The 26,651-nt window shown below is 44.2% G+C and carries 19 protein-coding genes; 11 read left to right on the top strand and 8 right to left on the bottom strand.

What is annotated here, in order from left to right:
* Positions 1–9: 9 nt before the first annotated feature.
* Positions 10–2,352: an LPS assembly protein LptD gene (gene lptD, locus A3712_RS11045; protein ID WP_063523465.1), complete on the bottom strand. Its 2,343-nt coding sequence runs from the start codon at positions 2,350–2,352 to the stop codon at positions 10–12.
* Positions 2,353–2,501: 149 nt separating this feature from the next.
* Between lptD and djlA the strand changes: the two genes are divergently transcribed.
* Together djlA and A3712_RS11035 are read left to right on the top strand one after the other, a co-directional pair.
* Positions 2,502–3,356, top strand: a complete 855-nt coding sequence (gene djlA, locus A3712_RS11040; protein ID WP_063523464.1) for a co-chaperone DjlA — start codon at positions 2,502–2,504, stop codon at positions 3,354–3,356.
* Between the two features lie 61 nt (positions 3,357–3,417).
* Positions 3,418–3,963, top strand: coding sequence for a DUF924 family protein (locus tag A3712_RS11035; RefSeq protein WP_063523463.1), 546 nt, complete (start codon positions 3,418–3,420; stop codon positions 3,961–3,963).
* A gap of 92 nt (positions 3,964–4,055) precedes the next feature.
* Here A3712_RS11035 and A3712_RS11030 read toward each other — a convergent pair whose 3' ends face one another.
* The 5 genes from A3712_RS11030 to leuA form a co-directional block, all read right to left on the bottom strand.
* On the bottom strand, positions 4,056–4,838 hold the full coding sequence (locus tag A3712_RS11030) for a DUF547 domain-containing protein (protein WP_063523462.1): 783 nt from the start codon (positions 4,836–4,838) through the stop codon (positions 4,056–4,058).
* 185 nt (positions 4,839–5,023) lie between these two features.
* A complete protein-coding gene (leuD, locus tag A3712_RS11025) occupies positions 5,024–5,626 on the bottom strand; it encodes a 3-isopropylmalate dehydratase small subunit (RefSeq protein WP_063523461.1) in 603 nt (200 codons plus the stop codon).
* A 14-nt stretch (positions 5,627–5,640) separates the two neighbouring features.
* Positions 5,641–7,053 (bottom strand): 3-isopropylmalate dehydratase large subunit, encoded by a 1,413-nt coding sequence (leuC, locus tag A3712_RS11020; RefSeq protein WP_063523460.1) that lies wholly within the window; start codon positions 7,051–7,053, stop codon positions 5,641–5,643.
* A 110-nt stretch (positions 7,054–7,163) separates the two neighbouring features.
* Positions 7,164–8,255 (bottom strand): 3-isopropylmalate dehydrogenase, encoded by a 1,092-nt coding sequence (gene leuB / locus A3712_RS11015; RefSeq protein WP_063523459.1) that lies wholly within the window; start codon positions 8,253–8,255, stop codon positions 7,164–7,166.
* A 97-nt stretch (positions 8,256–8,352) separates the two neighbouring features.
* A complete protein-coding gene (gene leuA / locus A3712_RS11010; RefSeq protein ID WP_063523458.1) occupies positions 8,353–9,900 on the bottom strand; it encodes a 2-isopropylmalate synthase in 1,548 nt (515 codons plus the stop codon).
* Positions 9,901–10,468: 568 nt separating this feature from the next.
* Here leuA and A3712_RS11005 point away from each other — a divergent pair.
* The 9 genes from A3712_RS11005 to ilvN all read left to right on the top strand — a co-directional run bounded on the left by A3712_RS11005 (position 10,469) and on the right by ilvN (position 23,428).
* Positions 10,469–11,128, top strand: coding sequence for a TetR/AcrR family transcriptional regulator (locus tag A3712_RS11005; protein ID WP_063523457.1), 660 nt, complete (start codon positions 10,469–10,471; stop codon positions 11,126–11,128).
* Positions 11,128–12,468 (top strand): efflux RND transporter periplasmic adaptor subunit, encoded by a 1,341-nt coding sequence (locus tag A3712_RS11000; protein WP_063523456.1) that lies wholly within the window; start codon positions 11,128–11,130, stop codon positions 12,466–12,468. Before A3712_RS11005 ends, A3712_RS11000 begins: the two co-directional genes overlap by 1 nt.
* Positions 12,465–15,572: an efflux RND transporter permease subunit gene (locus tag A3712_RS10995; protein ID WP_063523455.1), complete on the top strand. Its 3,108-nt coding sequence runs from the start codon at positions 12,465–12,467 to the stop codon at positions 15,570–15,572. The genes A3712_RS11000 and A3712_RS10995 overlap by 4 nt, the downstream gene beginning before the upstream one ends.
* Positions 15,573–15,780: 208 nt before the next feature.
* Positions 15,781–16,305 (top strand): phosphatase PAP2 family protein, encoded by a 525-nt coding sequence (locus A3712_RS10990; protein ID WP_063523454.1) that lies wholly within the window; start codon positions 15,781–15,783, stop codon positions 16,303–16,305.
* A 55-nt stretch (positions 16,306–16,360) separates the two neighbouring features.
* A complete protein-coding gene (locus A3712_RS10985) occupies positions 16,361–17,416 on the top strand; it encodes an MJ1255/VC2487 family glycosyltransferase (RefSeq protein ID WP_063523453.1) in 1,056 nt (351 codons plus the stop codon).
* A 346-nt stretch (positions 17,417–17,762) separates the two neighbouring features.
* Entirely contained in the window at positions 17,763–18,722 is a 960-nt protein-coding gene (gene leuO, locus A3712_RS10980; protein WP_063523452.1) for a transcriptional regulator LeuO, read from the top strand.
* A gap of 201 nt (positions 18,723–18,923) precedes the next feature.
* Complete coding sequence (locus A3712_RS10975; protein WP_063523451.1) at positions 18,924–20,732, top strand: AMP-dependent synthetase/ligase; 1,809 nt, start codon at positions 18,924–18,926, stop codon at positions 20,730–20,732.
* A gap of 460 nt (positions 20,733–21,192) precedes the next feature.
* Positions 21,193–22,932 carry an acetolactate synthase 3 large subunit gene (locus A3712_RS10970; RefSeq protein WP_063523450.1) on the top strand — a complete coding sequence of 580 codons (1,740 nt, stop codon included), beginning with the start codon at positions 21,193–21,195 and terminating at the stop codon, positions 22,930–22,932.
* Between the two features lies 1 nt (position 22,933).
* The gene (ilvN, locus tag A3712_RS10965) at positions 22,934–23,428 is read left to right on the top strand and encodes an acetolactate synthase small subunit (protein ID WP_008219984.1); all 495 of its coding nucleotides are present in this window, start codon (positions 22,934–22,936) and stop codon (positions 23,426–23,428) included.
* 636 nt (positions 23,429–24,064) lie between these two features.
* On the opposite strand, the gene A3712_RS10960 is transcribed toward ilvN, so the two are convergent.
* Entirely contained in the window at positions 24,065–24,736 is a 672-nt protein-coding gene (locus tag A3712_RS10960; protein ID WP_082856223.1) for a GntR family transcriptional regulator, read from the bottom strand.
* Positions 24,737–24,912: 176 nt separating this feature from the next.
* Positions 24,913–26,325 (bottom strand): pyruvate kinase PykF, encoded by a 1,413-nt coding sequence (gene pykF, locus A3712_RS10955; RefSeq protein WP_063523448.1) that lies wholly within the window; start codon positions 26,323–26,325, stop codon positions 24,913–24,915.
* Between the last annotated feature and the right edge of the window lie 326 nt (positions 26,326–26,651).

The following is a 26,651-nucleotide window of genomic DNA, read 5'->3' as shown; positions in this document are numbered from 1 at the left end:
TAAAGAAAATTAGTTATTTAAAAAGAATGGGCGTCCGTAGCTCAAAGAGTTATCAGAACTGCTTTCTCCAATAGCCCCAGAGTCTGAGCCAAGATTGGTACCGAAGCCAATAATGCCAAAGTTCACGCCGAAGTTATTTTCATAGATAGGTGTCGCATTTGATGTGTTTATGTAATCGCCTTTCCAACCACTTAGTTGATTGCTGTAGGTAAAGCCGATGTACCAACAATCCGATTTGTAATTGAGTCGAGCTAACCACTCTAGATCTTCTTTGGTGGTTAAATCATAAAAGTATTGGGCACTTGCATTCCATTTAGGCGAAATCTGGTAAGCACCGAGTAAGCCTGCTTGAGAAATACCATCTTTAGTCATGGAGCCAACATTAAAATCAACAGTATCTTCAATGTACTCTTTAGTTACGTAGCGGTAGTTAGTCTGAATGTAGCCGTCGTCAAAACGGTATTCAATGGTGCTATTGGCGAGTTGCATTGCTGATGTGTCAACATCGTACTGCACACCACCATGGTAGAATAGGTAGTCATCATAGTTAAAGTCTGCCTCTACCGCCCAAGATGAGTAGTTTGAGTCTTTATCAGGCTCATTGATGTGTAATTTTTGCTTGGTCTCTTTATCGATATAAAAAATCTGGCCGAAAGAAATATTGAGACGTTCCTTATATTCATCATCAAAGAAACGAGATGAGGCGCCATAGCTTACTTGATTTGCTGCAGCAATACGGTCTACACCACTGTATTTTCGACTTCTAAATAAGCCGTAATAGTCGGTTTGTAATAGTGTCGTGTCGTATAGGCCAATATGGCTTTGGTCTTTATCTGGTACGTACAAATACTGAACCTGTGGCTCGAGTGTTTGAGTGTAGTTACCAACAATAGTGGTACCACGTTCAAGAACGATACCTGCATGACTTCGAAACTCAGGGATAACTCGACTTACCGATTTTTCTAAATCTTTGTATTCGTCAATTGCTGTATCAACGCCATCAAGGTCTTGCTGGTAGTAAGTACCAAGCAGCCTTGCTTCTGTCGTCCAAGTCCCCCAAGTATTTCCTATCGGTATGGTAAACCCTGGTTCAACATGGACGCGGGTCGCAGATGGTTTGCCTTTTGCGTCAGTGTCAAATAGAGAAACATGACTGATCATGTCAAAGTCTAAATACTCCATAACCTTTGGGGCATAGTAATCATACTCAACTTGTGGCATTAGTCGGTAGGGCTGGTTTTTGTCAGATAAAACTTGAAAATCTCGTACGAGTACGGATGCGTTCCAGTTTTGAGAACGGTAGGTTGCTTTACCTTCTTGTAGCAATTGACCGTCTTCACGTTTACCAATGCTACTTGAGCTAATATCGGTGAAGTAATCATTGTCACTGACTTTAGAGTAGTCTGTCTCAAATAACCATGCTTCTTTAAAGATACCTGTGTGTTGCCATTGTGTTCCCCAGCGGTCACCTTTATCTTTAAATTTCTTATCTTCGGGCAAGTACTCTGACTTTATGTTGCCTGAGCCTAAATCGCTTAGGTAACGGAACTTACTGTTTAGTTGTGTGCCGCGCTTTTCCATGTACTTCAAAGTTGTTTCTAGATCATAGTTTGGTGCCAAGTTCCAATACACTGGGATCTCAGTTTCAAAACCATCTTTTGAACCGTATGATACGGTTGGGTACAGAAAACCTGTCTTACGTGTATCACCAATAGGGACGGTTAGGTAAGGTAGGTAAAATACAGGGACACTTTGAATTTCAAAGCGAGGATTATAAAAAGTGGCTTGCTCTTCATTTTGGTCAACATCGATACTCGATGCCCTCAGACGCCAAGCGTTATCACCAATAGGACAAGAGGTGATCGAGCCGTCTTCGATTTCATAAACCGCTTTACCTGTTTTTGCGATATAAACGGCATCGCCACGGCCTGGTTCACATAGAAATTCGTAGTCGGTATTTTCTAGTGTCATCTCATCTGTAGTCAGATTATTGGTTGCTCTGTCTGATACTGATTTAATTTGACCGTCATTAAAGTTAACGTTGCCTTCAGCTACAACGATGTTTTCTTGTTGGTGAAGGGTTACATTATCGGCAAGGATGGTCTTGTTTCCTTGCGTAACTTTTACGTCACCTGAATATATTGCCTTGTCACCATTGATAGCCTCTAAGCGATCGGACTCAACATGAGCGGGTAGTTGAGTCTCGTTTTCTGCAGCGGGCTCGATCAAGCATTGATCTATAGAGGGCATTTCCTGCACACTACTATCGGTTATTGTTTCAGCTTGAGTTGTCGACACGTATAACGCCGTACTTATAGACGCGGCTAACAAGGTGCGGGAAAAAGATTGCATGAAGTTGAACTATCCTGTGTCACTAGATGAAGGGTTGATCTAGTATCAATCCAATAAATAAAACATTTTCCTTATGATAAAGGAAATATTAGCATTCAGCATCATCAGACAGCATTACTCAGATAAAATTCATAGATAGAGAACACATAATGCAAATATTTGGCAAAATTTTGGGCGCTTTCTTTGGCTTTCTGTTTGGAGGGCCACTTGGTTTAGTTTTTGGCCTATTTTTAGGACACCAATTCGATAAAGCTCGCCGATTGAACCAATCTGGGTTTAATACCTCTGGTTTTGGGCGTGGGCCCAACCAAGCTGAAAGACAAAATGAGTTTTTCAAATCTGCATTTGCGGTTATGGGACATGTTGCTAAAGCGAAAGGCCAAGTAACTCGCGAAGAGATTCAACTGGCTTCTACTATGATGGAGCGTATGAATCTCCATGGTGAACAACGCAGAGCGGCGCAAGATGCATTCCGCAAAGGGAAAGAGAGCGACTTCCCGTTAAATGATGTCCTTGAACGAGTCAAAATCTCATCGGGTGGACGTTTTGACCTTCTTCAGTTCTTTCTAGAGTTGCAAGTATCAGCTGCATTCGCTGATGGAAGCCTGCACCCAAGTGAACGTCAGGTTCTTCATAAGATTGCTCAAGGTCTTGGCTTTTCTGCAGAGCAACTTGAGCGCCGTTTACAGATGCAAGAGGCGGCATTCCGTTTCCAGCAACAGGGTGGGAGTTTCGGTGGTGGTCATCATCAAGGACAGTCGTCAGGTTGGCAACAAGCATCACAACAAAACCAACTTGGTGATGCATTTAAGGTGTTAGGTGTTAGCGAGAACGCAGAAGGCAAAGAAGTCAAAAAGGCCTACCGTAAGCTGATGAATGAGCACCACCCAGATAAACTTATGGCAAAAGGTCTACCGCCAGAAATGATGAACGTTGCGAAAGAGAAATCACAAGAAATTCAGAATGCTTACGACCTCATTAAAAAGGTCAAAGGATTTAAGTAATCGGATACAAAGCCGAGTAATGATAAGAGGTTACTCGGCTTTTTTAATTAAAGGAATAAATATGACTATCAGTTATCGAGACGTTCTAGACTTTTGGTTTGACGAGTTAACACCAAAGGACTGGTTTACTGGCGGTGAATATATTGATGCTTTGATTAAAGAGCGATTCTCAGATTTACATCAAGCCGCGATTCAGGGAGAGCTGTTTGAATGGCGTCAAACGGCGCAAGGGCGCTTAGCTGAGATTATTGTACTGGACCAGTTTTCAAGAAACCTCGGTAGAAACAGCCATGCTGCATTTGCAGCTGACTCTATGGCGCTAGCATTGGCTCAGGAAGCCGTAGTTGGTGGTTTTGACCATCAACTTAACCAGCAACAGAAAAGCTTTCTATACATGCCTTACATGCACAGCGAGTCACTGTTAATTCATGAGCAGGCGGTTGAGTTGTTTTCTCAAACTGGCTTAGAAAATAATCTTGATTTTGAGTTTAAGCACAAGGTTATCATTGAGCGTTTTGGTCGTTATCCGCATCGTAATGAGGTGCTAGGAAGAACATCAACGCCAGAAGAGATTGAGTTTTTGCAGCAGCCTGGTTCCAGTTTCTAGCACTAAAATACAGTGAGATAGATGAAAAGAGGCTAGTGGCTAATACACCACTAGCCTCTTTTTTGTTTTAGTCGTGAGCGACTGGCAGCAAGCTATTTTGCTTGATTGAGTGACCAGTCGTAGTAATAGCTGATTTTGTTGGCGCTTGGTACTGGCTTAGTTCGATATTGGTTTAGATGTTGAATCAGCTGTTCTCTGTTTCCAAAATCTACATTGAACCATTCATAAATGGAGGATAGCTGAAGCTTACTATTCTTAACTAGTACACCTTTATCACTATTGACAAACTCAGAGGCCGCTTGTTCCAGTAGAGTTTCGGTGTTGTCTGCGGTAAAAGCTTGAGGCTGAAGGTTTGGACAGCCGAAGCTGGCACAGTTTACGGCGTAGTGTGTACGTGGATCTTGCCATATTGGTCTTAAGATGCGGTGCTCAATGTCATTGAGTGTCAGTGATTTCCCATTTACTGATACGACATCGTCTCCCCATGGCCCAAAACTAAATAGGCCGCCGAGCTTGGTGATCGATTTAACTGGGTAGGCATCGAGAATCAAATCAACAGTCACTGCATTGTATAGGTTGACCCAGTAAGCGTACTGCTCTGCTTTTGAGTATTCGAGTGGGTTTACCTGCTCTAACAGCTTGATGTATCGCTTTAACTTTGTGTTATCTGTGTCGGTCACTGCTTGATAACGAACTAGAGTATTTTGCCCCTGTTTAACCAAATAGCTATCGAGGAATTGCTGCCAGCTTTGATGAGAAACCTGTCCTGAGTTGGTCTCATTGCTTTGATTCCAGTACGGCCATAGTTCGGATTTCGGCGCCGACCAAGCTAAGGTTGAAAAAAGTAGGCTGATAATAACGAGTAGTGGTTTCATGGCATTCTCCTGATTGCTGACTACTAAGACCTTATGCTTTACGGTTTTCTTTCATGGCTCTTCAGTTAAGTAATAGATCTGAGTTTGATAGACACTTTAAGCTAGAGCTGAACCAAATAAAAAAGGTTGGCGCTAAGCCAACCTTTTCGAACTTTGAAAACTGCTTTTTCTATTGCAAGGCTTCTTTATTTTAGGAAGCTTGGAATCTTCTCTTCATACGCAGAAATCTTATCAGCATGCTGTAGGGTTAGGCCGATATTGTCTAAGCCATTCAGTAGGCAGTGACGACGGAACTCATCAATTTCAAACGAGTACTCTCTACCATTTGCACTTACTTTCATTTCTTCTAGATCAACAGTGACCTCTGCGCCTTCATTCGCTTCTACGAATTGGAAAATCTCATCCACTTCTTGCTCAGTCAATCGAACAGGAACCATTTGGTTGTTGATTGAGTTACCGTAGAAGATGTCTGCAAAGCTTGGTGCAATCATCACTTGGATACCGTAATCAGCAAGCGCCCAAGGTGCGTGTTCACGAGATGAGCCACAACCAAAGTTTTCACGAGCAAGTAGGATTGAAGCGCCTTGGTAACGTGGTGCGTTCATCACGAATTCTGGGTTTGGCTGTTCGCCCGCATCGTCTAGAAAGCGCCAGTCATGGAATAAGTGTTTACCAAAACCAATGCGGTTCACTTTCTGTAAGAACTGCTTTGGAATGATCGCATCAGTATCGATGTTGGCCGTATCTAGAGGAACGACTAATCCGGTGTGTTGTTGAAAACCTGACATGTTAAATCCTCTAATTAAAGTTCACGAATATCGACAAAGTGACCAGCGATCGCTGCCGCGGCAGCCATTGCAGGACTAACTAGGTGCGTGCGACCATCACGGCCTTGGCGACCTTCAAAGTTACGGTTTGATGTAGACGCGCAGCGCTCTTGTGGACCTAGGCGGTCGTTGTTCATTGCAAGACACATAGAACAACCCGGTAGGCGCCACTCAAAACCGGCTTCTTTGAAGATAACATCTAGGCCCTCAGCTTCAGCTTGAGCTTTTACTTGCTCAGAGCCCGGAACGATAAGCGCTTGCACATGCTTAGCCACTTGGCGACCTTTCGCTACTGCAGCAGCTGCACGCATGTCTTCGATGCGAGAGTTAGTACAAGAGCCAACAAATACTTTATCTACATTGTAATCTGATAGAGACTTACCCGCCTCTAAGCCCATGTATGCCAATGCTTTTTCAGCTGATGCTTTTTCAACAGGATCTGCGAAGCTTTCTGGTGCCGGGATAGGTGCATCAACAGAAATTACCTGACCAGGGTTAGTGCCCCACGTCACTTGCGGTTTGATGTCTGCGGCTTCTAGAGTGACTATTGCATCAAATTCAGCGTCAGCATCGGTTTTTAGTGTGTTCCAGTATTCAACGGCTGCGTCAAACTCTTCACCTTCTGGAGAGAACTTACGACCCTTAATGTATTCGTAGGTGGTTTCATCCGGTGCAATCAGGCCTGCTTTAGCGCCCAACTCGATAGCCATGTTACATACCGTCATACGGCCTTCCATTGTAAGGTCGGTAATCGCCTCACCACAGAATTCAACCACGTAGCCAGTACCGCCAGCCGCCGTTGTTTTACCGATGATCGCTAGCACGATGTCTTTGGCTGTAATGCCCGGAGCAACCTTGCCTTTTACTTCGATCTTCATGGTTTTAGCGCGAGCTTGCTTTAGCGTTTGAGTCGCTAGCACGTGCTCTACCTCTGAAGTACCGATACCAAAGGCTAGTGAACCAAATGCACCGTGTGTTGCAGTGTGCGAGTCACCACAAACGATAGTCATACCTGGCAGAGTAATACCTAGTTCAGGACCCATTACGTGCACAATACCTTGGTATTTGTGGTTTAGGTCGTAAAGCGTTACACCAAACTCTTCACAGTTTTTTGATAGCGTTTCCATCTGGATACGCGCCATCTCGCCAGAAGCATTAATGTCTTTGGTTTGGGTTGATACGTTGTGATCCATGGTCGCGAAAGTCTTGCCTACTTGGCGAACTTTACGGCCTTTTTCACGCAGACCATCAAAGGCTTGAGGTGACGTTACTTCGTGAACTAGGTGACGGTCGATATAAAGAATCGGGTTTTCGCCTTCCGCTGCTACAGCAACGTGCGCGTCGTAAACTTTTTCGTATAAGGTTTTGGCTTGCTGGTTTGTAGACATAGCTTTTCTTCCTTGGGATCATCAGTCCCAGTGTTTGTTTCTAGGCAAGTCAGGCACTCTGGATGACTTAGCTTGATATTATTCTTATGTACTGCTTAAGAGCGTTATGCTTATGAAGCTAAGATGTACTCTGCAATCTTGTCACCCATTTCAGAGGTGGTTAGCGCTTGTTTGTCGCCTGCTAGGTCAGCTGTTAGCTCGCCTGCTGAAAGCGCTTTAGATACCGCTGTTTCAATATCTTGTGCTGCCGCCTCTTCGCCTAGACTGTAACGAAGCATCAGCGCTGCGGAAAGGATCTGTGCCACTGGATTAGCAATGTTTTTGCCCGCGATATCTGGTGCACTGCCGCCCGCAGGTTCGTATAGACCGAAGTTGCTTTCGTTCAAGCTTGCAGAAGGAAGCATACCCATAGAGCCCGTGATCATTGCGCACTCATCAGAGATGATGTCGCCGAAGATGTTTGAACATAGCATTACGTCAAATTGAGACGGGTCTTTGATTAGCTGCATGGTTGCGTTGTCGATGTACATGTGGTTTAGCGTTACATCTGGGTAATCTTTAGCGATCTCTTCAACTACTTCACGCCACAAGATAGAGCTCTGTAGAACGTTCGCTTTATCTATTGAGTACACGTTTTTATTACGTAGGCGTGCCGATTCAAAAGCAATCTTAGCAATACGTTCGATTTCGTAGCGGTGGTAAACCTCAGTATCAAACGCTTTTTCAGTTGCGCCTTCGCCTTCACGACCTTTAGGTTGACCGAAGTAGATACCGCCAGTTAGTTCGCGTACTACCACGATGTCAAAACCACGCTCAGAGATATCAGCACGTAAAGGAGAGAAAGACTCTAAACCCTTGTGAATTTGTGCAGGGCGTAGGTTACAGAACAGTTGGAAGTGTTTACGTAGAGGAAGTAGGGCGCCACGCTCAGGTTGGTCATTTGGTGGAAGGTGTTCCCACTTAGGACCACCAACTGAGCCGAAAAGTACTGCGTCAGACTCCTCACAACCTTTCACTGTAGACTCTGGTAGTGGACAACCGTGGTTATCAATTGCAATACCACCAACATCATACTCTTCGCGAGCAAAGCTAATCGCATGCTTTTTTTCGATCACGTCTAGCACCTTATGTGCTTGCTGCATTACTTCTGGGCCAATGCCATCACCAGGTAGTACGGCAATTTTGTATGATTTATCAGTCATGTTAATCCTTTAATTCTTATTACTGAGCTATTTGGCTCGTTTTAAATTTTGTCCCTAAAGCCAATAACATCGACTCTAGGGCTCTGTCATTGGGTTCTTAAACGGTCGCGATTTTTTGCTGTTTCATTTCAGCAATAGTGTCAGCGCGTTGAATGCTGTTGATAACGTGTAAAAGCGCCTGGCCAGAAGCTTCAACGATATCCGTTGAAACGCCTGTGCCGTGGTACTTGCGACCTTTATAGTTAGCAATGATGTCAGCTTGGCCTAAACCGTCTTCACCTTCACCTTTCGCGGTTAGGTCGAACTTATCTAGTACGATTTCGTAGCCAGTCAAGCGGTAGATACACTGGTATAGCGCGTCAACAGGACCGTTACCGACAGCGGCTTCGCACTTCTCTTCGTCACCACATTGCAGCTTGATGCTGGTTGTAGACATTACACTACCAGATTGCACGCTTAGGTAGTTCAGTTTGTAGAAGTCATCTTCGTCACGTAGATTCGCGAAGTGCATCAATGCTTCTAAGTCGTAATCGAAGACTTGGCCTTTACGGTCAGCAAGCTTCAAGAAGTCTTCGTACAATGAATCTAGGCTGTACTCGTTGTCTTTGTAACCCATCGCGTCCATGTGGCTTTTCACTGCAGCACGACCACTACGGCTGGTTAGGTTCAACGCCTTGTTCTTCAAACCAATAGACTCGGGAGTCATGATCTCGTAAGTGTTTTTGTTCTTTAGCATGCCATCTTGGTGGATACCTGAAGAGTGGCTGAATGCGTTAGCACCAACGATCGCTTTGTTGTCTTGAATCGGCATGTGGCAAAGCTGGCTCACCAATTTACTGGTACGGTGGATCTCTTGGTGATCTAGGCCGGTATGAACACCTAATAACTCTTGGCGAGTCTTGATGATCATTGCGATCTCCTCTAAAGAACAGTTACCCGCGCGTTCACCAATGCCGTTAATGGTACCTTCAACTTGGCGAGCACCTGCTTGTATTGCTGCGATTGAGTTAGCAACCGACATACCTAAGTCATCGTGACAGTGAACAGAGATGATCGCTTGGTCGATGTTTGGTACGCGGTCAAATAGCGTTTTGATAATACCGCCAAACTCGTTAGGCACTGTGTAACCCACTGTATCTGGAATGTTGATGGTTTTTGCGCCCGCGTTGATGGCAGCTTCAACCATACGACATAGATTATCGATAGGCGTACGCCCTGCATCTTCACAAGAGAACTCAACATCGTCTGTGTAGTTACGTGCGTGTTTAACTGCTTTGACTGCCATCTCGACAACATCGTCGTAGCTGCGGCGAAGTTTATCTTGAACGTGTACTGTCGAAGTAGAAATGAAGGTGTGAATACGGAACTGCTCAGCGACTTTTAACGCTTCAGCAGCTGCATCGATATCTTTCGCTACCGCACGAGAAAGCGCACAGATTCGGCTGCCTTTAATGTTCTTGGCGATAGTTTGTACTGATTCAAAATCACCTGGTGATGACACTGGGAAGCCAGCTTCGATTACGTCCACACCCAGTCTTTCAAGTGCATAAGCAATTTGTAACTTCTCTTTGACTGTCAGGCTTGCAGCTAGAGCTTGCTCGCCGTCACGTAAAGTCGTATCAAAAATTATCACTTGATCGTTCATGGGTGCTTCCTTATATCGATATTGTATCGATTGCTATCCGAATTATTATTGAGAATGATGTTCTTTTAAAAGTGCCAGTTACAAAAAAACCCGCTCAGCGCGGGTTTTAATATTTGTGTAGTTCTTGACCCACAACTTACCCGCGCGATTGGTTCACGATAAGGAGAAGTTTCAGCAGTCGAGAAGAAGAAAAAATCATTACACAAATATCCGTAAATAAACTGTTAACACCATATGTACCGTAATTTATTCTGAGCGTCAAACAAGAAAATCCAATATCAGCATACATTCACGGCGTTTGTGTTTAGTTTGTGCTGGCATGTTTGATTTTATTAGTTTTATCATCTACTTGGGGTTTTGAGGTTGGGCGGTTAGTTTATCGCTTGGCTTATGTGTAGGTTAAAACTTTGTAGTAAATCTTTTTAATGGAACGATTCACCAAAAAAATCACGAGCGCGTTTAAATTAATTAATCAATTGATTAAATAGTGAGTAATTAATCTTCTGTTAGCGTGTCGATTTATCCCTATAATTAATCGTGTGATTAATTAGGTTAGTAGGTTTTAGTGATGGCAGGGCGCAAAGCAGGACGACCGCAGCAGAATCTTGATGTCAGGCAGTTGCTTATTGAGCATGCTCGTGATCTGTTCGTCGTTCAACCGTATGACAAGGTATCCACTCGTTTAATTGCTGAACGAGCCGATGTGAATATCGCGATGATTCGTTATTACTTTGGTAACAAAGCGGGGTTGTTTGAAGCAATGCTGCGTGAAACCTTGCGACCAATGCAACTCCAGATGCATAAGCTGGTAGAAGAGAGCAGCCACGAAAACTTTCTCGATTTAATGCGCACATACTACAAAGAGATGGTCAAGGTTCCTAAGTTTCCTCGTTTAATTGCCCAAGTGATGAATATGCCGCCTTCAGAGGTGCAGAGAGAGCTGCTAGAGAAGGTCTTTCTCGATGTCACTAAACCCGCCCAAGATGTCATTTTTGAAAAGCTGATGGCACAGGGCGTTTTGCGGAAGGACATGGATCCTAAGCTCTGCCGCGTGTCGTATATAAGTTTGATGGTGTTTCCGTTTATAGCACCGCCGCCGTTGCTGGCTATTCATGGCATCGAGCTTAATGAAGCTTTTCTGAACAGATTAATCGAACACAACATTCAACTGATGACGGAAGGCTTTATCAATGCACCAAGCCCTTCATCTCTGCAGGAACCAAAATAATGAGAATAAATAAAAAGCTCCTTTTCTTCCCAGCCTTAGCCGTTGGTGTTATTGGTTTAGTAGTGGCGATCAACTTTAAACCAGATTTACCAACTAAGCCTGCCGCCGACAGGGCGCGCTTGGTTGAAACCGTCAGTTTAGAAAAGCAGATGATCGCGCCGTTGGCGGTTGGTTTTGGCAAAGTGGTACCTAAGGTTGAATGGAAAGCGATTGCCGAGGTAACAGGACAGATCGTTTATCGACACCCTGATCTTGAGAAAGGACAAGTGATCTCTGCAGGAATTGAGGTGCTTAAGATCGATCCTTTGGACTACGAGTTGAAGTTGGTACAAGCTGAAGCGGATCTTAAATCGAGCCAGACTTCACTAGAGAAACTGAACCAAGAAGAAGAGAATCTGAAACAGACATTAAAGATCGAAAAAAATCGTTTAGTGATTAGCAATAAAGAGCTCCAGCGTAAACAAGATCTGCGTAAGAAAGGGCTGACCTCTCAGTCTGATGTCGATCTACAACAACAGAGCGCACTCTCCCAACAGAAGTTGGTGTTAGACATACAGAACCAAATCGCTTTGATGCCAGATGAAAAACGTGTCGCGCAAGCGGTGATTAAGGTGAATGTCTCTAAAGTAAAAGAAGCGCAACGCTCTTTAGATAAAACAACCATCACCTTGCCTAGACCAATGCGAATCGCTCAAGTCGATATTGAAAAGAATCAAGTAGTTAATCTGCAGCAAGAGATGTTCATTGCTCATGGGATCGACGTTATGGAGGTTGAGGCACAACTTTCTATTCACGATATGCAAACTTTAGCCTCAAGCTTTACTCAGTTTCCTCGCGATGCATCAGGCATCCCAAACCCATATCAAACGCCAACTAAGGCAAGCATTCAGTTGAACAGTGGCAGCTTAAATCTGACTTGGCCAGCCAAGGTTGCACGAATCAGTGAGACTGTGGATGAAAACCAAGCGACAGCGGGCATCATCCTTGAAATCAATCAAGACTATTCTGCGCTTCAGCCAAACATTGCCACCCCTTTGGTAAATGGTATGTTCGTCAAAGCGGAGATTGAAGGCTTAGCCAATCCGAGTTGGGTTGTGCCTGAACGTGCCTTACATGGTGATAAGATTTATTTAATGGATGAGAACCAGCGTTTGAAGGTCGTGAATGTCGAAGTACTTTACCGACGAGATAACCAAGTAGTTATTCGTGGTGATTTACAGACGGGAGACAAACTGGTTCTTAACGACGTTCTGCCTGCCATTGAAGGTATGCTGTTGAAAGAGTCGTATTCAAATGGTGATGAGCTTTCCTCTAACAGTCGTCAGGAGAGCGCTTCATGATAAAGTTCTTCTCAAGACACCCAACTGCAGCCAACTTGTTGATGCTTGGTTTGTTGATATTGGGTTTGAGCTCGTTGTCCACCATTAAACGTGAAACCTTTCCTGCCTACGATCCGCCTTACATTATGGCAGCAATTGTTTATCCGGGTGCTTCACCGCAGGAGGTCGAAGAGAGCCTGTGTGTGCGAATGGAAGATGCGGTCGATGGCTTAGCTAACATTGAAGAAACTCAATGTGAGGCGATAGAAGGCAGCGCACGTCTAATTCTCAAGCTCAATGAGAAAGCGGATATCGGTCGAATGCTGGTGGATGTGCAAACTCAGATCAATTCGATCAACGATTTCCCTACTGAGATTGAATCACCTGTCGTACAAGAGCTGGATTGGAATGAGCCAGTCGTTGATATCGCGATTACTGCGGACACCTCGTGGCCGGATTTGAAGGCATACGCTGAAGATCTAAAACGCACTATGAAGCTCGATTACGATGTTTCACTGGTTGATGTTAGCGGATTCTCAGATCACCAATATCGCGTTGAGCTAGATACTCAAGCGATTCGCCAACTCGGTTTGAGTGTCGGTGATATTGCTGATCAAATTGGCCGTCAGAATGTGAAACTGCCGAGTGGTAACGTTGAAACGCCAGACAAAAACTTCCTGATTCGCTTCGATGAAAGGCGCATTACGCCCGTGGAATTGGAAAGTATTGTGGTGGGTTCAGGGCCAAATGGCTCTGTGATCCGTTTACGAGATATTGCCAAGATCACCGACCGCTTTGAACTTGATGAACAGAAGGTGCTGTTTGATGGTAAACCTTCTGCGCTGCTAAAGATCAGTAAGAACAAAGAAGATGATGCACTGAGAATTAAAGAGCGTGTCACTCAGTTTGTTGAGGACCAGCGTGCAATTGCGCCTGATGGCGTGACTCTGCAAATGACCAACGATCTCTCCTCTGTATTGTGGGATCGTCTGACCATGATGGTGCGTAATGGCTGGCAAGGTATCGTGCTGGTATTCGCAACCATGTGGCTTTTCTTCAGCTTACGTTATTCTTTTTGGGTTGCAGCAGGCCTGCCGGTTGCATTTCTTGGTGGCTTGTTCTTAATGGCTAACCTAGGACTGTCGATCAACATTATGTCATTGGTCGGTTTGTTGATGGCGATCGGTATTATGATGGATGACGCCATTGTGATCGCCGAATCGATCGCCTCCCACCTCGACCGGGGACAGAACGTGGATGACGCGGTGTATAACGGTGTTAAGAAGGTACTTCCCGGTGTGTTGTCTTCCTTCCTAACCACAGTGTGTATCTTCGGTAGTTTGTTATTTCTCGACGGGGAAATGGGCGCGGTACTCAAGGCCGTTCCTCAGGTTCTGATTTTGGTGCTGTCGTTGAGCTTGATTGAAGCTTTCTTAATTCTGCCAAATCACTTGTCGCATTCGCTACACAAAGAGAAAAACGATAAGCCAGCGCTGCGCTTCAAAACTGTGCTACTAGAGAAGTTTGAGGACTTCCGTAATACCACCTTGATGAATATGGTCGAGAAAGTGGTGACCTTCCGTTATGCCTTCATGGGCGGAGTGTTGACCTTACTACTTCTGTCTATCGCTTTGATTGCTGGTGGTATTGTCAAATTTCAACCATTTCCTGAGCTTGATGGTGATATTGCTGAGGCTCGTATTATCCTTCCTCCGGGGGCATCACTGTCTCAAACCGAGAGAGTGGTCGATAAGATTGTGGCGTCTGCTGAGCGTTTGAATGAGCTGTGGAGCGAAGAAGTTGAAGAGGGCAATACGCTAGTCGAACATATCACCAGCCAGTTTAACGCCAATGCCGATGCCAATGAGTCTGGCCCGCATTTGGCTACCGTGCGATTAGACCTTCGAGGTGCTGAGAGCCGTAATACGGTGATCGATGATTTCATCGATGCATGGCGAGAGGAAATCGGTGAACTTGCGGATCCAATCTCACTGGTCTTCAAGCAACCGACTATGGGGCCGGGAGGACGTGCGATTGAAATCCGTGCCAAGCATGATGACCTTAATGCATTGAAAGCTGCTTCTCTGGATATTCAAGCTTATCTGAATGAGTTTGATGGTGTTCATGGTGTGCTTGATGACATGCGTATGGGTAAAGAAGAGATCTTGGTTAAGCTTCGCCCAGGTGCTGAAACCTACAATGTGAACGGGAAGATGATTGCATCTCAACTGCGTGCCGCCTTCTTTGGCCAGACAGCGGACGAGATTCAAATCGGTGTTGAGAATATCTCGATAGAGGTGCGTCTTGATAAAGAGCAAGCAGGCGACATACAGCAGCTGGCTAACTTTCCAATCATTACCGCGGACGGCAGCCAAATTCCGTTAGCGACTCTAGCGACGCTCGATTTCCAGCGTAATTATGTACGTATCCAACGCATTGATGGGCTGAGAACCATTAGTATCTTCGGTGATATTGATAATAAGAAAGTGAGCTCTTCAGCGATCTTAGCTCAGTTCCAAAAAGATGAAGCGCCTAAACTCATTCAAGATTATCCAGGCTTACGTTTTGACTTCGAAGGGGAAGCGAAGGATGCAGCCAAGACGGGCGCCTCGATGGGTAAAGGTTTCTTGCTCGGTCTATTCGGTGTGTTTGCGATTCTGAGTTATCAATTCAGAAGCTATTTAGAGCCAGTGGTTGTGATGCTCGCGATTCCATTAGCCTTTATTGGGGTGGTTGTTGGTCACTGGGTGCTTGGTCATTCCTTAAGTATGCCGAGTATGATGGGCTTTGTGTCGCTTGCAGGGATTGTAGTTAACGACTCTATCTTACTCGTTCAATACATTCGTCATCACGTTGATGAAGGAGATAGCGTACATGACTCGGTGGTGAAAGCGAGTCGTGAGCGTTTCCGTGCCGTGTTCTTAACCTCGATGACGACGGCAGCGGGTTTATTGCCTCTGCTCACCGAAACCAGTTTACAGGCTCAGGTTATTCAGCCTTTGGTTATCTCGATCGTATTTGGCATCTTTGCTTCAACCCTGCTGGTGCTGTTTATGATCCCTGCGGCTTACGCAATCTTGGCTGACTTCGGTTTAGTGAAAAAGCACGAGCCCCTTTCGCTGTAGGAGTTTTAAGTCAGAAATTAGAAGTGAATAATAAAGCGGCCTAGGGTCGCTTTATTTTTATATGAGGTGAATAAGCCTCTAATACGGTTGAATCATCGGCTCATCAACCGTGGAAAATTTCATTTTAGTTCATTCAAAACGTCACTTAACTGTCATTTTTTGGGCATAACTTGACCCTTAACTGAATAAGGATTGTTAAGGAGAACGTATGCGTACTATTGAACCTATTGTCCGCTGGGATGTGGCATTTTCTGTTTTCTGTTTAAAGAACCGGCTTAGTGGCCAATATGCGACGTTGAGTAAGGCGGTCTCTCATACGGGGGATGGTCACCTCTATATATTGATTGCTTTGATTGCATTGCTTTCCGATAGCAAAACAGGCAGCGATTTTCTGTTGGTGGGCTTAACTGCCTTCGCGATTGAGCTGCCAATCTATTGGTTTGCTAAAAATACTCTGAAACGTCGCAGGCCCGCGGAATTCTCTTCTCTACTTCACTCTCATATTGTCCCATCAGATAAGTACAGCCTGCCATCTGGTCATGCCGCTGCTGCTTTTGTTATGGCGACATTAATCGGACATTTCTATCCGAGCTTGTATCTATTTAGTTTGATTTGGGCCACAGCGATTGCTGTCTCTCGAATACTACTCGGTGTGCACTTTTTAACGGATGTACTCATTGGTGCAGCTTTGGGGATGGCATGTACCAGTTTCGCTATTAGCCTCGTTCTTTAATTATTGATCAGTCATCACTACCAAGCGCTTAAGTTGCGAATCGAAAGGAAGTCCCATGAAAATATTATACGGCGTGCAAGGCACTGGAAATGGTCACATTGCACGCGCAAGGGCAATGGCCGTCGCGTTTCGTCAGCAGAACATCGATGTTGATTTTCTCTTTTCAGGCCGAGAAGCGAGCAAGTATTTCTCGATGGAAGAGTTTGGCAACTACCGAGTGCGTAACGGCTTAACTTTTTATAGTGAGCAGGGGCAGGTTAAATATGTAAAGACATTTATTAAGAATAATTTCTGGCGTTTTCTTAATGAGGTTAAACAGCTGGACCTTACACCGTATGACTTGGTGCTCAATGATTTTGAACCTGTGACGGCTTGGGCGGCCAAAAGGCAGGGCGTTCCTTGTATCGGTATCAGCCACCAAAATGCCTTTCGCTATGATGTGCCTAAAGAGGGAGGAAATTGGATTGAGCATACTGTCATTCAACACTTTGCGCCGACAGAGCACTCGATCGGTTTGCACTGGTATCATTTTGAGCAACCAATTTTGCCACCTATCGTTCACACCTTAGCTCACCATGAGCAGACCGAAGTGCTACAGGATTTCACATTGGTCTATTTGCCGTTTGAGAATCTTGAAGCGATTTCTGAGTTGTTAATGAAGTTTGTTTCGCACAGTTTCGTCTGCTATCACCCAAATGTGATTGAGCATAGCAAAGTCGAAAATATAACCTTCAAACCACTCAGTCATGCGGGGTTCCAATTCGACCTAAACCAGTGCTCTGGTGTGGTGGCTAATGGTGGATTTGAATTGCCATCTGAAGCGCTTACTCTGGGCAAAAAATTATTGCTTAAACCACTCGATGGACAGTTTGAACAGCAGAGCAATGTGGCCACACTTGAGGCGCTTGGATTAGCTCAAACCATGAGCTTTCTTGATCCAGCGATTTTGCGTAGTTGGCTTAACGAAAAACAAGCTGAAGTAGTCTCTTATCCAGATGTCGCTAGTGCGCTTGTTGAGTGGGTTTTAGCCGGGGATTGGGCCAATCAAGATGACCTAAGAAAACAGCTTTGGGACAAGGTAGACTTTCCGAGCTACGCATCGCTCACCTGAACTATAAGTGGTGATTTTGTATTGAGTGGCCAATCAATTCATCAGCCAAATAAATTGTAACAAATGTAACTGAACGACAGAGTAGCTAAATAAGTCGAAATTAAACTCCAAATTAGCGCATTTTATGTTTTTTTATAACTATTTAAGTTGTTGATTTTTAATGTTTAATTAATTATTGAGGTAAAATTAAGTTATTCTTTATCAATCTTGTTGGTAGCTGGGGATGTATTGGTTAATAGTAAGTGTAATCCGAAAAACATCGGTCTGGTAAATATAAAAACTAGTGGTTATCTATTCCCATACCATTACAAACTTAACGCTGTCGTACCGACAAGAGGCAACTTGAATGTTAGATAAAAAAGACGCAATGAGTGCTATCACTAGCTACAGAATGGAAAGCACACTTCGTGGAGTGGACTTAAACCTTTTGACTGTATTTGATGCAGTAATGCAAGAGCAAAACATTACACGTGCAGCTCACAACTTGGGTATGTCTCAGCCGGCAGTAAGTAACGCTGTGGCTCGCTTAAAAGTGATGTTTAACGACGAACTATTTATGCGCCAAGGTCGTGGTATTCAACCGACGCAACGTGCACGTCAGTTGTTTGGTCCTATCCGCCAAGCGCTACAATTAGTACGCAACGAATTACCAAGTTCGGTGTTTTCTCCAGAGTCTTCTTCTCGCCTGTTCAAGCTTGCGATTTGCAGCCCTTGTGACATGCGTTTTGCACCTAAGATTATGTCGACGATTAATGAGCAAGCACCTAGCGTAAAACTGCATATGGATGCTGAATTCGACCGTCAACTTTCTGAGCGTATGCGCTACCAAGAAATCGACTTCGTTATTGATTACGCTCGTTTCGATGAGCAAGGTTTCTCAAGTACTGAGATCTTCCAAGACGAATTGGTTGTGGTTGCTTCTTCTTCTCACCCACGCATTAACGGTGAAGTGACAGCTGAAGAGCTATTGAATGAGAAGCACGCGAAACTGTCTCGCATTCACGGCCAACGTAGCTTCTCTGAACAAGCTTACCGTGACCTAGACTGCACACCTTTCTACGAAGGCACTAGCCTAAGCAACGTACTTTACGTTGTTGGCCAATCTGAGTTAGTAACGATTGCACCTCGCTGGATGGTAGAGCACGCAGCAAACAAAGATAATCTGCAGATCTTAGATTTCCCATTCGATAATGCGGCAATCTCTGGCTACCTAAGCTGGCACGAATCAAGTGAGAAAGATAAGGGACACATTTGGTTACGAGATCAGCTAATGATGATCTGTGGCGAAGTAGTGGCGCTTAACTAAGCACTAAACTCTATGATTTATAAGCCCTAAGCTGGGAGTCTGGCTTAGGGCTTTTTTGTGCTTGCTATCTTTGCTGATAGAAAACCTAGCGAGAGGCGTACTATTACTTATAACTTTGAGCCCCATCAGTTGCCTTTTCCATAATCAGAGGTACACTTGTGCGCTCAAAAAAGCTTGCAGGTGTAAGCCAAAGGTAAAGAGATGGCCAATTTAGATTTTCATATCGTAAAAAGACTTCGTGACCAAATTGCCCAAGGCGGCAACCGTACAGCTTTGAAACACAAAGTAGGTAATGTATGGCAAGGCATTAGCTGGCAGCAGTTTGGGCAACAAATCGATACGCTTTCATTAGCGCTATTGGCTCAAGGATTGAGAGTTCAAGATAAGATCGGTATCTATTCAAACAACATGCCTCAATGGACGGTGGCAGATTTCGCTGCTTTACAAGCTCGTCTTGTTACTGTGCCGATTTATCCAACTAATACCGCCGCGCAGTCTTCTTACATTATCCAAAATGCAGATGTGAAGATCTTGTTCGTTGGTGAGCAAGTTCAATTCGATGCTGCCGTTAGCTTATTTGAGGAGTGCGAACAGCTAGAAGTAGTTGTCTCGATGTCGGACGATATCGATCTTCAGGGTCACAGCTTTGCGGTATCTTGGAATGATTTCATGGCACGTGGTGTTGAGTCACAACAGGCTGAATTCGACGCTCGTCTTGCTGATGCAAACATGGATGACTTACTGACCCTTATCTATACCTCTGGTACAACAGGTCAGCCTAAGGGCGTAATGCTTGATTACACCAATGTTGGCTACCAGCTAGAAGGACACGATGAGCGCTTGAGCTTAACGAAAGACGATGTCTCGTTGTGCTTCCTACCTTTATCACATGTATTTGAGCGTGCTTGGACTTTCTACGTACTCTACAAAGGCGCAACTAACTGCTATCTGCAAGACACAATGCAGGTACGTGATGCACTGAACGACGTGAAACCTACCGTAATGAGTGCGGTTCCACGCTTCTATGAGAAGATCTTCTCTGCGATTCACGAGAAAGTGTCGAAAGCACCGTTTATCCATAAAGTGCTATTTACTTGGGCGGTAAACATGGGCGCGAAGCTCTCGGTTTGTCACCAAGAAGGTCGTACACCATCACTGATGCTGAAGAAGAGCCATGCACTAGCCGATACGCTTGTGTTATCTAAGCTACGAGCGCTGCTTGGTGGTAACATCAATTTCATGCCATGCGGTGGCGCGAAGCTTGATGAAACCATTGGTCGTTTCTTCCATGCTATCGGCATTAACGTAAAACTTGGCTACGGCATGACAGAGACTACAGCAACGGTTTCGTGCTGGGATGATCGCTGCTTTAACCCTGACTCGATTGGCATGGCTATGCCGGGCGCTGAAGTCAAAATTGGTGCTCAGAATGAGATTCTTGTTCGTGGCCCAATGGTGATGCGTGGCTACTACAAAATGCCAGAAGAGACTGCGAAAACGTTCGATGAGCATGGCTTCTTGAAGACCGGTGATGCGGGTCATTTTGATGAAAATGGTAACCTTTTTATTACAGACCGTATTAAAGAGCTTATGAAAACTTCAGGCGGTAAGTACATTGCACCGCAAGTAGTGGAAGGCGCGATCGGTAAAGACCACTTCATCGAGCAGATTGCTGTGATCGCTGATACACGTAAATTTGTTTCTGCACTGATTGTTCCGTGTTACGACTCGTTAGAAGAGTACGCTAAAGAGTTGAACATCAAGTATCACGATCGAGTAGAACTGATTAAGCACCACCAAATCGTTGAGATGCTTGAGAAGCGAGTGAATGACTTGCAGCAAGAACTTGCTAAGTTTGAGCAAGTGAAGAAATTCAAGTTATTGCCAAAAGCGTTTTCAATGGATGATGGCGAACTAACGCCAACTCAGAAGCTGCGTCGTAAAGTTATTAACGACAAGTATCAAGACGAAATCGAAGAAATGTACACTGAAAAGCCTAAAGATAAGTAGTTTTTAGGATAGATAAATTTTCAGTTGTTTAAAAATCCCCCTACGAATGTAATTGCATTTTTAGGGGGATTTTTTATGGCTCAAGACTTGGAAGAATGTGCGAATGCGCACACAGAAAAGCGCTTAATTTATCGATAATTAGTCATTTATATAAATATTAAGTGCTTTTTTTGGGTGATATTGTGGTTTTTATAACTGCTTTTTTAACTTGGAATAGTGTTTGTTTAATGTTCTAAGCTGACGGTTGGTTTTTTAACATGATCGCCGGATAGCGGGTGTTAGACCAGATGATAATAAAGCGTTAAAGTTGTTTCGTATTACTGTTTGTTGTTATCACGACAGACAGCCATAGCCGAAAAAGTGGAAGTATTTCGAATTAGGCTACGAATAAGCCCTAGACTATGAAAAACCAGCCCAACACGTTCACCAAATGTGATTGGAAACTGGTGAGGAGAGCAATATGACAACAAAACCTGAAACAGCAATGTTATCCGGCGCTGAGATGGTGGTGCAGTCTCTTATTGAAGAGGGTGTAGAGCAAATCTTTGGTTACCCAGGTGGTTCTGTACTTGATATCTATGATGCGCTGCATGCGAAAACAGACGAAATCAAACACGTATTAGTACGACACGAACAAGCCGCTACTCATATGGCAGATGGCTATACTCGTTCTACCGGCAAGCCTGGTGTAGTACTGGTATGTTCTGGTCCTGGCGCAACCAATACCGTAACGGGTATCGCAACGGCGTACATGGACTCGATTCCAATGATTGTTATCTCAGGTAACGTACCAAACAATCTCATTGGTAATGATGCCTTCCAAGAGTGTGATATCGTGGGTGTATCTCGCCCAATCGTTAAACACAGCTTCCTAGTTAAGAAAGCGGAAGATATCCCTGAAGTTCTAAAAAAAGCATTCTATATTTCAACGACAGGACGTCCTGGTCCTGTGGTTATCGATCTACCAAAAGATGTATTAAACCCGCAAATCAAGCTTCCTTATGAATACCCAGATACGATCAAAATGCGTTCATACAACCCAACGGTTACGGGTCATAAAGGTCAGATCAAGAAGGCACTAAAGGCACTTCTTGAAGCGAAGAAGCCAGTACTTTATGTCGGTGGCGGCGCGGTTATCTCTGAGGCCGATCAACAGCTGATGAAATTGGCTGAAGCACTGAACCTACCCGTGGTAAGCACACTAATGGGTTTAGGTGCTTTCCCTGGTACTCACAAGAACTCTCTAGGCATGTTAGGCATGCACGGTTTGTACGAAGCCAATATGGCGATGCACAATGCCGATCTTATTTTTGGTGTCGGTGTACGTTTTGATGATCGTACAACCAACAACCTAGATAAGTACTGTCCTAAAGCGAAGATCATGCATATTGATATTGACCCATCGTCGATCTCTAAAAACGTGAAAGTGGATCTGCCTATCGTAGGCTCGGCGGAAAAAGTACTAGAAAGTATGGTTAACCTGCTGATTGAGCAGGGTGGCACCAACGATTCTGAAGCTCTTGAGAGCTGGTGGAGTGAAATCAAGCAGTGGCAAGATCGTAACTGCTTAGCATATGAAAAATCTTCTGAGCGCATTAAGCCGCAGCAAGTTATCGAAGCTCTGCACAAAGTAACCAATGGTGATGCTTATGTTGCTTCTGATGTTGGCCAACACCAAATGTTTGCAGCGTTATATTACCCATTTAACAAACCGCGTCGTTGGATTAACTCTGGCGGTCTAGGCACCATGGGCTTTGGTCTACCTGCTGGCATGGGTGTGAAGTTTGCTAAACCGGATGAAGAAGTAGTTGTGGTAACCGGTGACGGCAGTATTCAGATGAATATCCAAGAGCTGTCCACGGCACTGCAATACAACATCCCAGTTAAGATTATTAACCTAAACAACCGTTTCTTAGGAATGGTAAAACAGTGGCAAGATATTGTTTATCAAGGTCGTCACTCTAACTCATATATGGACTCTGTCCCTGATTTTGCCGCTATCGCGGAGGCTTATGGCCACGTAGGTATGCGTATTTCATCTCCGGATGAATTGGAGTCAGGTTTGGAAAAAGCACTGGCGATGAAAGACCGTTTGGTATTTGTCGATATCAGTGTGGATGACACCGAGCACGTATACCCAATGCAGATCAAAGGCGAGGGTATGGATAACATGTGGCTAAGCAAAACGGAGAGAACATAATATGAGACACATCATTTCACTACTAATGGAAAACCAACCGGGTGCGCTTTCTCGTGTGGTTGGTTTGTTTTCTCAACGTGGCTACAACATCGAGTCGTTGAACGTATCTCCAACAGATGACCCAACGCTTTCTCGTTTGAACGTGACAACTAACTCAAGCGAAATGCAGCTTGAACAGATTCAGAAGCAACTGCATAAGCTGATTGACGTTCTTAAAGTTCAGGAAGTCTCTGAGCTTGAGCACATCGAGCGCGAGCTCTTGATGGTAAAAGTTCGTGCGAGTGGCTTTGCTCGTGCAGAAGTGAAGCGCACGGCGGATATTTTCCGTGGTCAAATTGTTGATGTGACGGCTTCTCAATACACGGTACAAATGGCGGGAACGAGCGAGAAACTGGATGCTTTCATTCAAGCTCTATCTGAAGTAACGGAAGTACTTGAAGTAGCACGCAGTGGCGTGGTCGGAATCGCTCGTGGTGAGCGCGCGCTGAAAGCTTAAACGTTAAGTATTTAAAAAAGTAGCGATAAAGCCGCTTTTTTAAGCGGCTTTTATTTTGTTAATTTTCCTTGCTTACCGCAACTATGTTTACTTGGCGTCCTTTAACCAAGGGAGTGATTAGGCTGTCTTAACGTTGATAGAAGAGCCTCATTTTTGAGCGAGCTATGCCACAAATTTTGTACAGTTAGACTAAAGTCTAATATTGATGGAATTTTGAGCTAAAATGAACAGTAAGTAAACTACGTTGCTTCAGATTACATTGTGCTAAGTGGTGTAACAAATAGAGTGTTTACCAGATAGTAAAGGGATGACACCGTTAACTTAATTCAGCTGGTTAGCTAGCCTTTTCAATGAGTGGTAAGGCAGCAGTAGAATTAGGTTAGCAGGAGCAAGAGTTTGGGGATCATACAGTCTGGTCGAAAGAGGCGTGGTATGTTTGTCGATTTTTTAGTGAGATTAACCATAGGTACATTAGCCATTCTTGGTTTTAAACTGAGTGCCTTGTATTTCTTACCCATGGTTTTGCTACTTAATACTCACCACAAAGAGTTTTTTGGGTGGTAGTGTAGCCTTGATGCTGAAAGCAAAAACGGAGCTATAGCTCCGTTTTTTATTGGTTTGAAACCTATCGCTGCCTTATGCTGCTTCGATAACTTCTTCAATTCGTTTCATTGAGCCTAGCAGATGTTGATCAAGCTGTTCTGTTGCTTGCTCTACATTTTTCGATAGTACTAGCTTCATTATCATTTCGTGTTCATCAATGTTGAACAGCTCTTCTGACGTACTCTGTGCTGATATTGCTAAGAAGCGGTAACGCTTTACTTGGTTGATCAAATCTTCAAAGAAGCTAAACATGTTCTCTGAGTCAGCGCCTTCAAGTAGCGCAACGTGGAACTGTTGGTGACGCTCTTCCCATTCCACACAGTCAAACTCTTCAGACACATGCTGTACTCGAGACAGCTTGTGATAAGAGGTCAGTACATCCAGTTCCCAGGTTTCATCGCCCGCAGAAATCGCTTTTTTCAGTAGTACTGATGAAACTACACGTAAGCTCTCATAAAGATCATTCAGTTCTTTCTTTGATACTGGTGCTACCCAACAGCCTTTTTGTGGCTCGAGCTTTACGTATTTGCTCCAAGATAACTGCACTAGAGCTTCGCGAATTGGAGATGCGCCAACGTTGTATCTGTTCTTTAGATCAGCAACAACGAGCTTTTGGCCCGGGGCTAACTCACCATTAAGAATATCCTGGCGAATCATCTTTGATACTTTGTCAGTGAGAGTAGGACTAGACATTACAAACCTCATGTATATTTGATTTCTAGTCTGCTAATCCGTCTCTTAGAAAGAGTCCATTGGAAGTTAACAGTACGTAGTTCTATTGAGTTTGATAATACAGCGTACTGAAAAGTTAGGCAAGATTTTGTTTCATAAAAAAAGAGGGCCGAAGCCCTCTTTTATATTTTATGCGAATCGGTTCATTCTTATAGAACGTGAACAGATGCCGTGTTTGTTGTACCAGAAGCTACTAGAGCACCAGAAACCATAACAACGATGTCGCCTTTGCTACCGAATTCAGCGTTAAGAGCGTACTCTTTACCCATTTTGTAGAATGCGTCAGTGCTGTCGATAGAATCAACAAGAACTGGACGAACACCTTTAGTAAGAACAAGCTGAGCAGCTGTCTTTTGGTTCGTTGTTAGTGCAATGATGTTTGCAGTTGGGAAGTACTTACGTACTGAACGTGCAGACTTACCGCCTTCAGTAGCAACAATGATTAGAGGAGCAGCTAGCTTCTCAGCTGTGTCTACTGCGCCTTTACATACTGCTTCAGTGATGCGTAGACGTGGGCTGTCTAGACGAGAACCTAGCTCAGCTTTAAGAGCAGAATCTGTACGGTTCGCGATTTGAGCCATGATAGTAACTGCTTCAACTGGGTACTTACCTTTAGCAGTTTCGCCAGAAAGCATTACTGCGTCAGTACCATCCATGATTGCGTTCGCCACGTCACCCGCTTCTGCACGAGTTGGACGTGGGTTGTTGATCATTGAATCAAGCATCTGAGTCGCAGTGATAACCATCTTACGTGCACGGTTACACTTCTCGATCATCATCTTCTGAGCGAAGATTACTTCTTCAGCTGGGATTTCAACACCTAGGTCACCACGAGCAACCATGATACCGTCAGAAAGTTCTAGGATTTCGTCGAAGTTATCAACACCTTCTTGGTTCTCAATCTTAGATATGATGTGGATGTCGCTACCGCCGTTCGCGTCTAGGATCTCACGGATCTCTTTAACGTCAGATGCTTTACGGATGAAAGAAGCTGCTACGAAGTCAACGCCTTGCTCACAACCAAATTTAAGGTCGTTCTTATCTTTTTCAGATAGAGCTGGAAGTTGAACAGAAACGCCAGGAAGGTTAACACCTTTGTTTTCGCCTAGTGCACCGTTGTTAAGAACTTTACACTTAACTTCAGTTTCAGTAGTAGAGATAACTTCCATTTCGATTAGGCCGTCATCTACTAGGATTGTGTTACCAGCGTTTAGGTCAGCTGCGAAACCAGCGTAAGTTACTGCTACAGTCTCTTTGTTACCTACAACTGAAGTGTCAGTTGTGAAAGTGAATTCTTGACCAGCTACTAGATCTACGTCGTTGCCGCCTTCTAGCTTGATAGTACGGATCTCTGGACCTTTAGTATCAAGAAGGATAGCCAGTTGCTTACCTACTTTGTCCATTACTTCGCGGAAGTTCGCAATACGAGTGCCGTGCTCTTGGTAGTCACCGTGAGAGAAGTTAAGACGCATAACGTTCATGCCTGCGTTTACTAGCTCAGTTAGCTTCTCTACAGATTCAGTTTTAGGGCCAATCGTACAAACGATTTTGGTCTTTTTCATGGAAGGTACTCTCCGGTAAGTATTGTTACAATTTGAAATTTATTTAAGTTCTGAAGATTAGTTCGCTACATCAACATTTTGTGCCTGCTGAGTAAAATCGCGGGACTTCCAATATGCTCTTCAGAGTTGTAAGTCTTTCATCAATTTTAGTCATTTTATGACCAAAAGATTTTGATTCAACATCGGGTTTCTGTGACTCACACCAATATATCAGGTGAAAGTTGCAAAAAAATAACGGTCAGTTTTGTAATTTTTTTTCTTTTCGGATGCGGATTCTACCACCTAATCAATTCAATATCACTGCTTAACAATTGTCTTAGGACAAG

Origin of the sequence: Vibrio sp. HI00D65 (assembly GCF_001635455.1) — a bacterium.
Lineage (GTDB): Bacteria > Pseudomonadota > Gammaproteobacteria > Enterobacterales > Vibrionaceae > Vibrio.
Note: the sequence above shows the minus strand (reverse complement) of the source record. Positions and strands in the feature narration are given on the sequence as shown.

Excerpts from the sequence above, each read along its gene's own strand:
- A3712_RS10990 (WP_063523454.1), top strand. The coding sequence starts at position 15,781 with ATGCGTACTATTGAACCTATTGTCCGCTGGGATGTGGCATTTTCTGTT.
- leuB (WP_063523459.1), bottom strand. The coding sequence starts at position 8,255 with ATGACTGATAAATCATACAAAATTGCCGTACTACCTGGTGATGGCATT.
- A3712_RS11005 (WP_063523457.1), top strand. The coding sequence starts at position 10,469 with ATGGCAGGGCGCAAAGCAGGACGACCGCAGCAGAATCTTGATGTCAGG.
- A3712_RS10975 (WP_063523451.1), top strand. The coding sequence starts at position 18,924 with ATGGCCAATTTAGATTTTCATATCGTAAAAAGACTTCGTGACCAAATT.
- A3712_RS10985 (WP_063523453.1), top strand. The coding sequence starts at position 16,361 with ATGAAAATATTATACGGCGTGCAAGGCACTGGAAATGGTCACATTGCA.
- leuO (WP_063523452.1), top strand. The coding sequence starts at position 17,763 with ATGTTAGATAAAAAAGACGCAATGAGTGCTATCACTAGCTACAGAATG.
- leuD (WP_063523461.1), bottom strand. The coding sequence starts at position 5,626 with ATGTCAGGTTTTCAACAACACACCGGATTAGTCGTTCCTCTAGATACG.
- leuA (WP_063523458.1), bottom strand. The coding sequence starts at position 9,900 with ATGAACGATCAAGTGATAATTTTTGATACGACTTTACGTGACGGCGAG.
- A3712_RS10960 (WP_082856223.1), bottom strand. The coding sequence starts at position 24,736 with ATGAGGTTTGTAATGTCTAGTCCTACTCTCACTGACAAAGTATCAAAG.
- lptD (WP_063523465.1), bottom strand. The coding sequence starts at position 2,352 with ATGCAATCTTTTTCCCGCACCTTGTTAGCCGCGTCTATAAGTACGGCG.
- ilvN (WP_008219984.1), top strand. The coding sequence starts at position 22,934 with ATGAGACACATCATTTCACTACTAATGGAAAACCAACCGGGTGCGCTT.
- A3712_RS11030 (WP_063523462.1), bottom strand. The coding sequence starts at position 4,838 with ATGAAACCACTACTCGTTATTATCAGCCTACTTTTTTCAACCTTAGCT.
- A3712_RS10995 (WP_063523455.1), top strand. The coding sequence starts at position 12,465 with ATGATAAAGTTCTTCTCAAGACACCCAACTGCAGCCAACTTGTTGATG.
- pykF (WP_063523448.1), bottom strand. The coding sequence starts at position 26,325 with ATGAAAAAGACCAAAATCGTTTGTACGATTGGCCCTAAAACTGAATCT.
- A3712_RS11035 (WP_063523463.1), top strand. The coding sequence starts at position 3,418 with ATGACTATCAGTTATCGAGACGTTCTAGACTTTTGGTTTGACGAGTTA.
- leuC (WP_063523460.1), bottom strand. The coding sequence starts at position 7,053 with ATGTCTACAAACCAGCAAGCCAAAACCTTATACGAAAAAGTTTACGAC.
- A3712_RS10970 (WP_063523450.1), top strand. The coding sequence starts at position 21,193 with ATGACAACAAAACCTGAAACAGCAATGTTATCCGGCGCTGAGATGGTG.
- A3712_RS11000 (WP_063523456.1), top strand. The coding sequence starts at position 11,128 with ATGAGAATAAATAAAAAGCTCCTTTTCTTCCCAGCCTTAGCCGTTGGT.
- djlA (WP_063523464.1), top strand. The coding sequence starts at position 2,502 with ATGCAAATATTTGGCAAAATTTTGGGCGCTTTCTTTGGCTTTCTGTTT.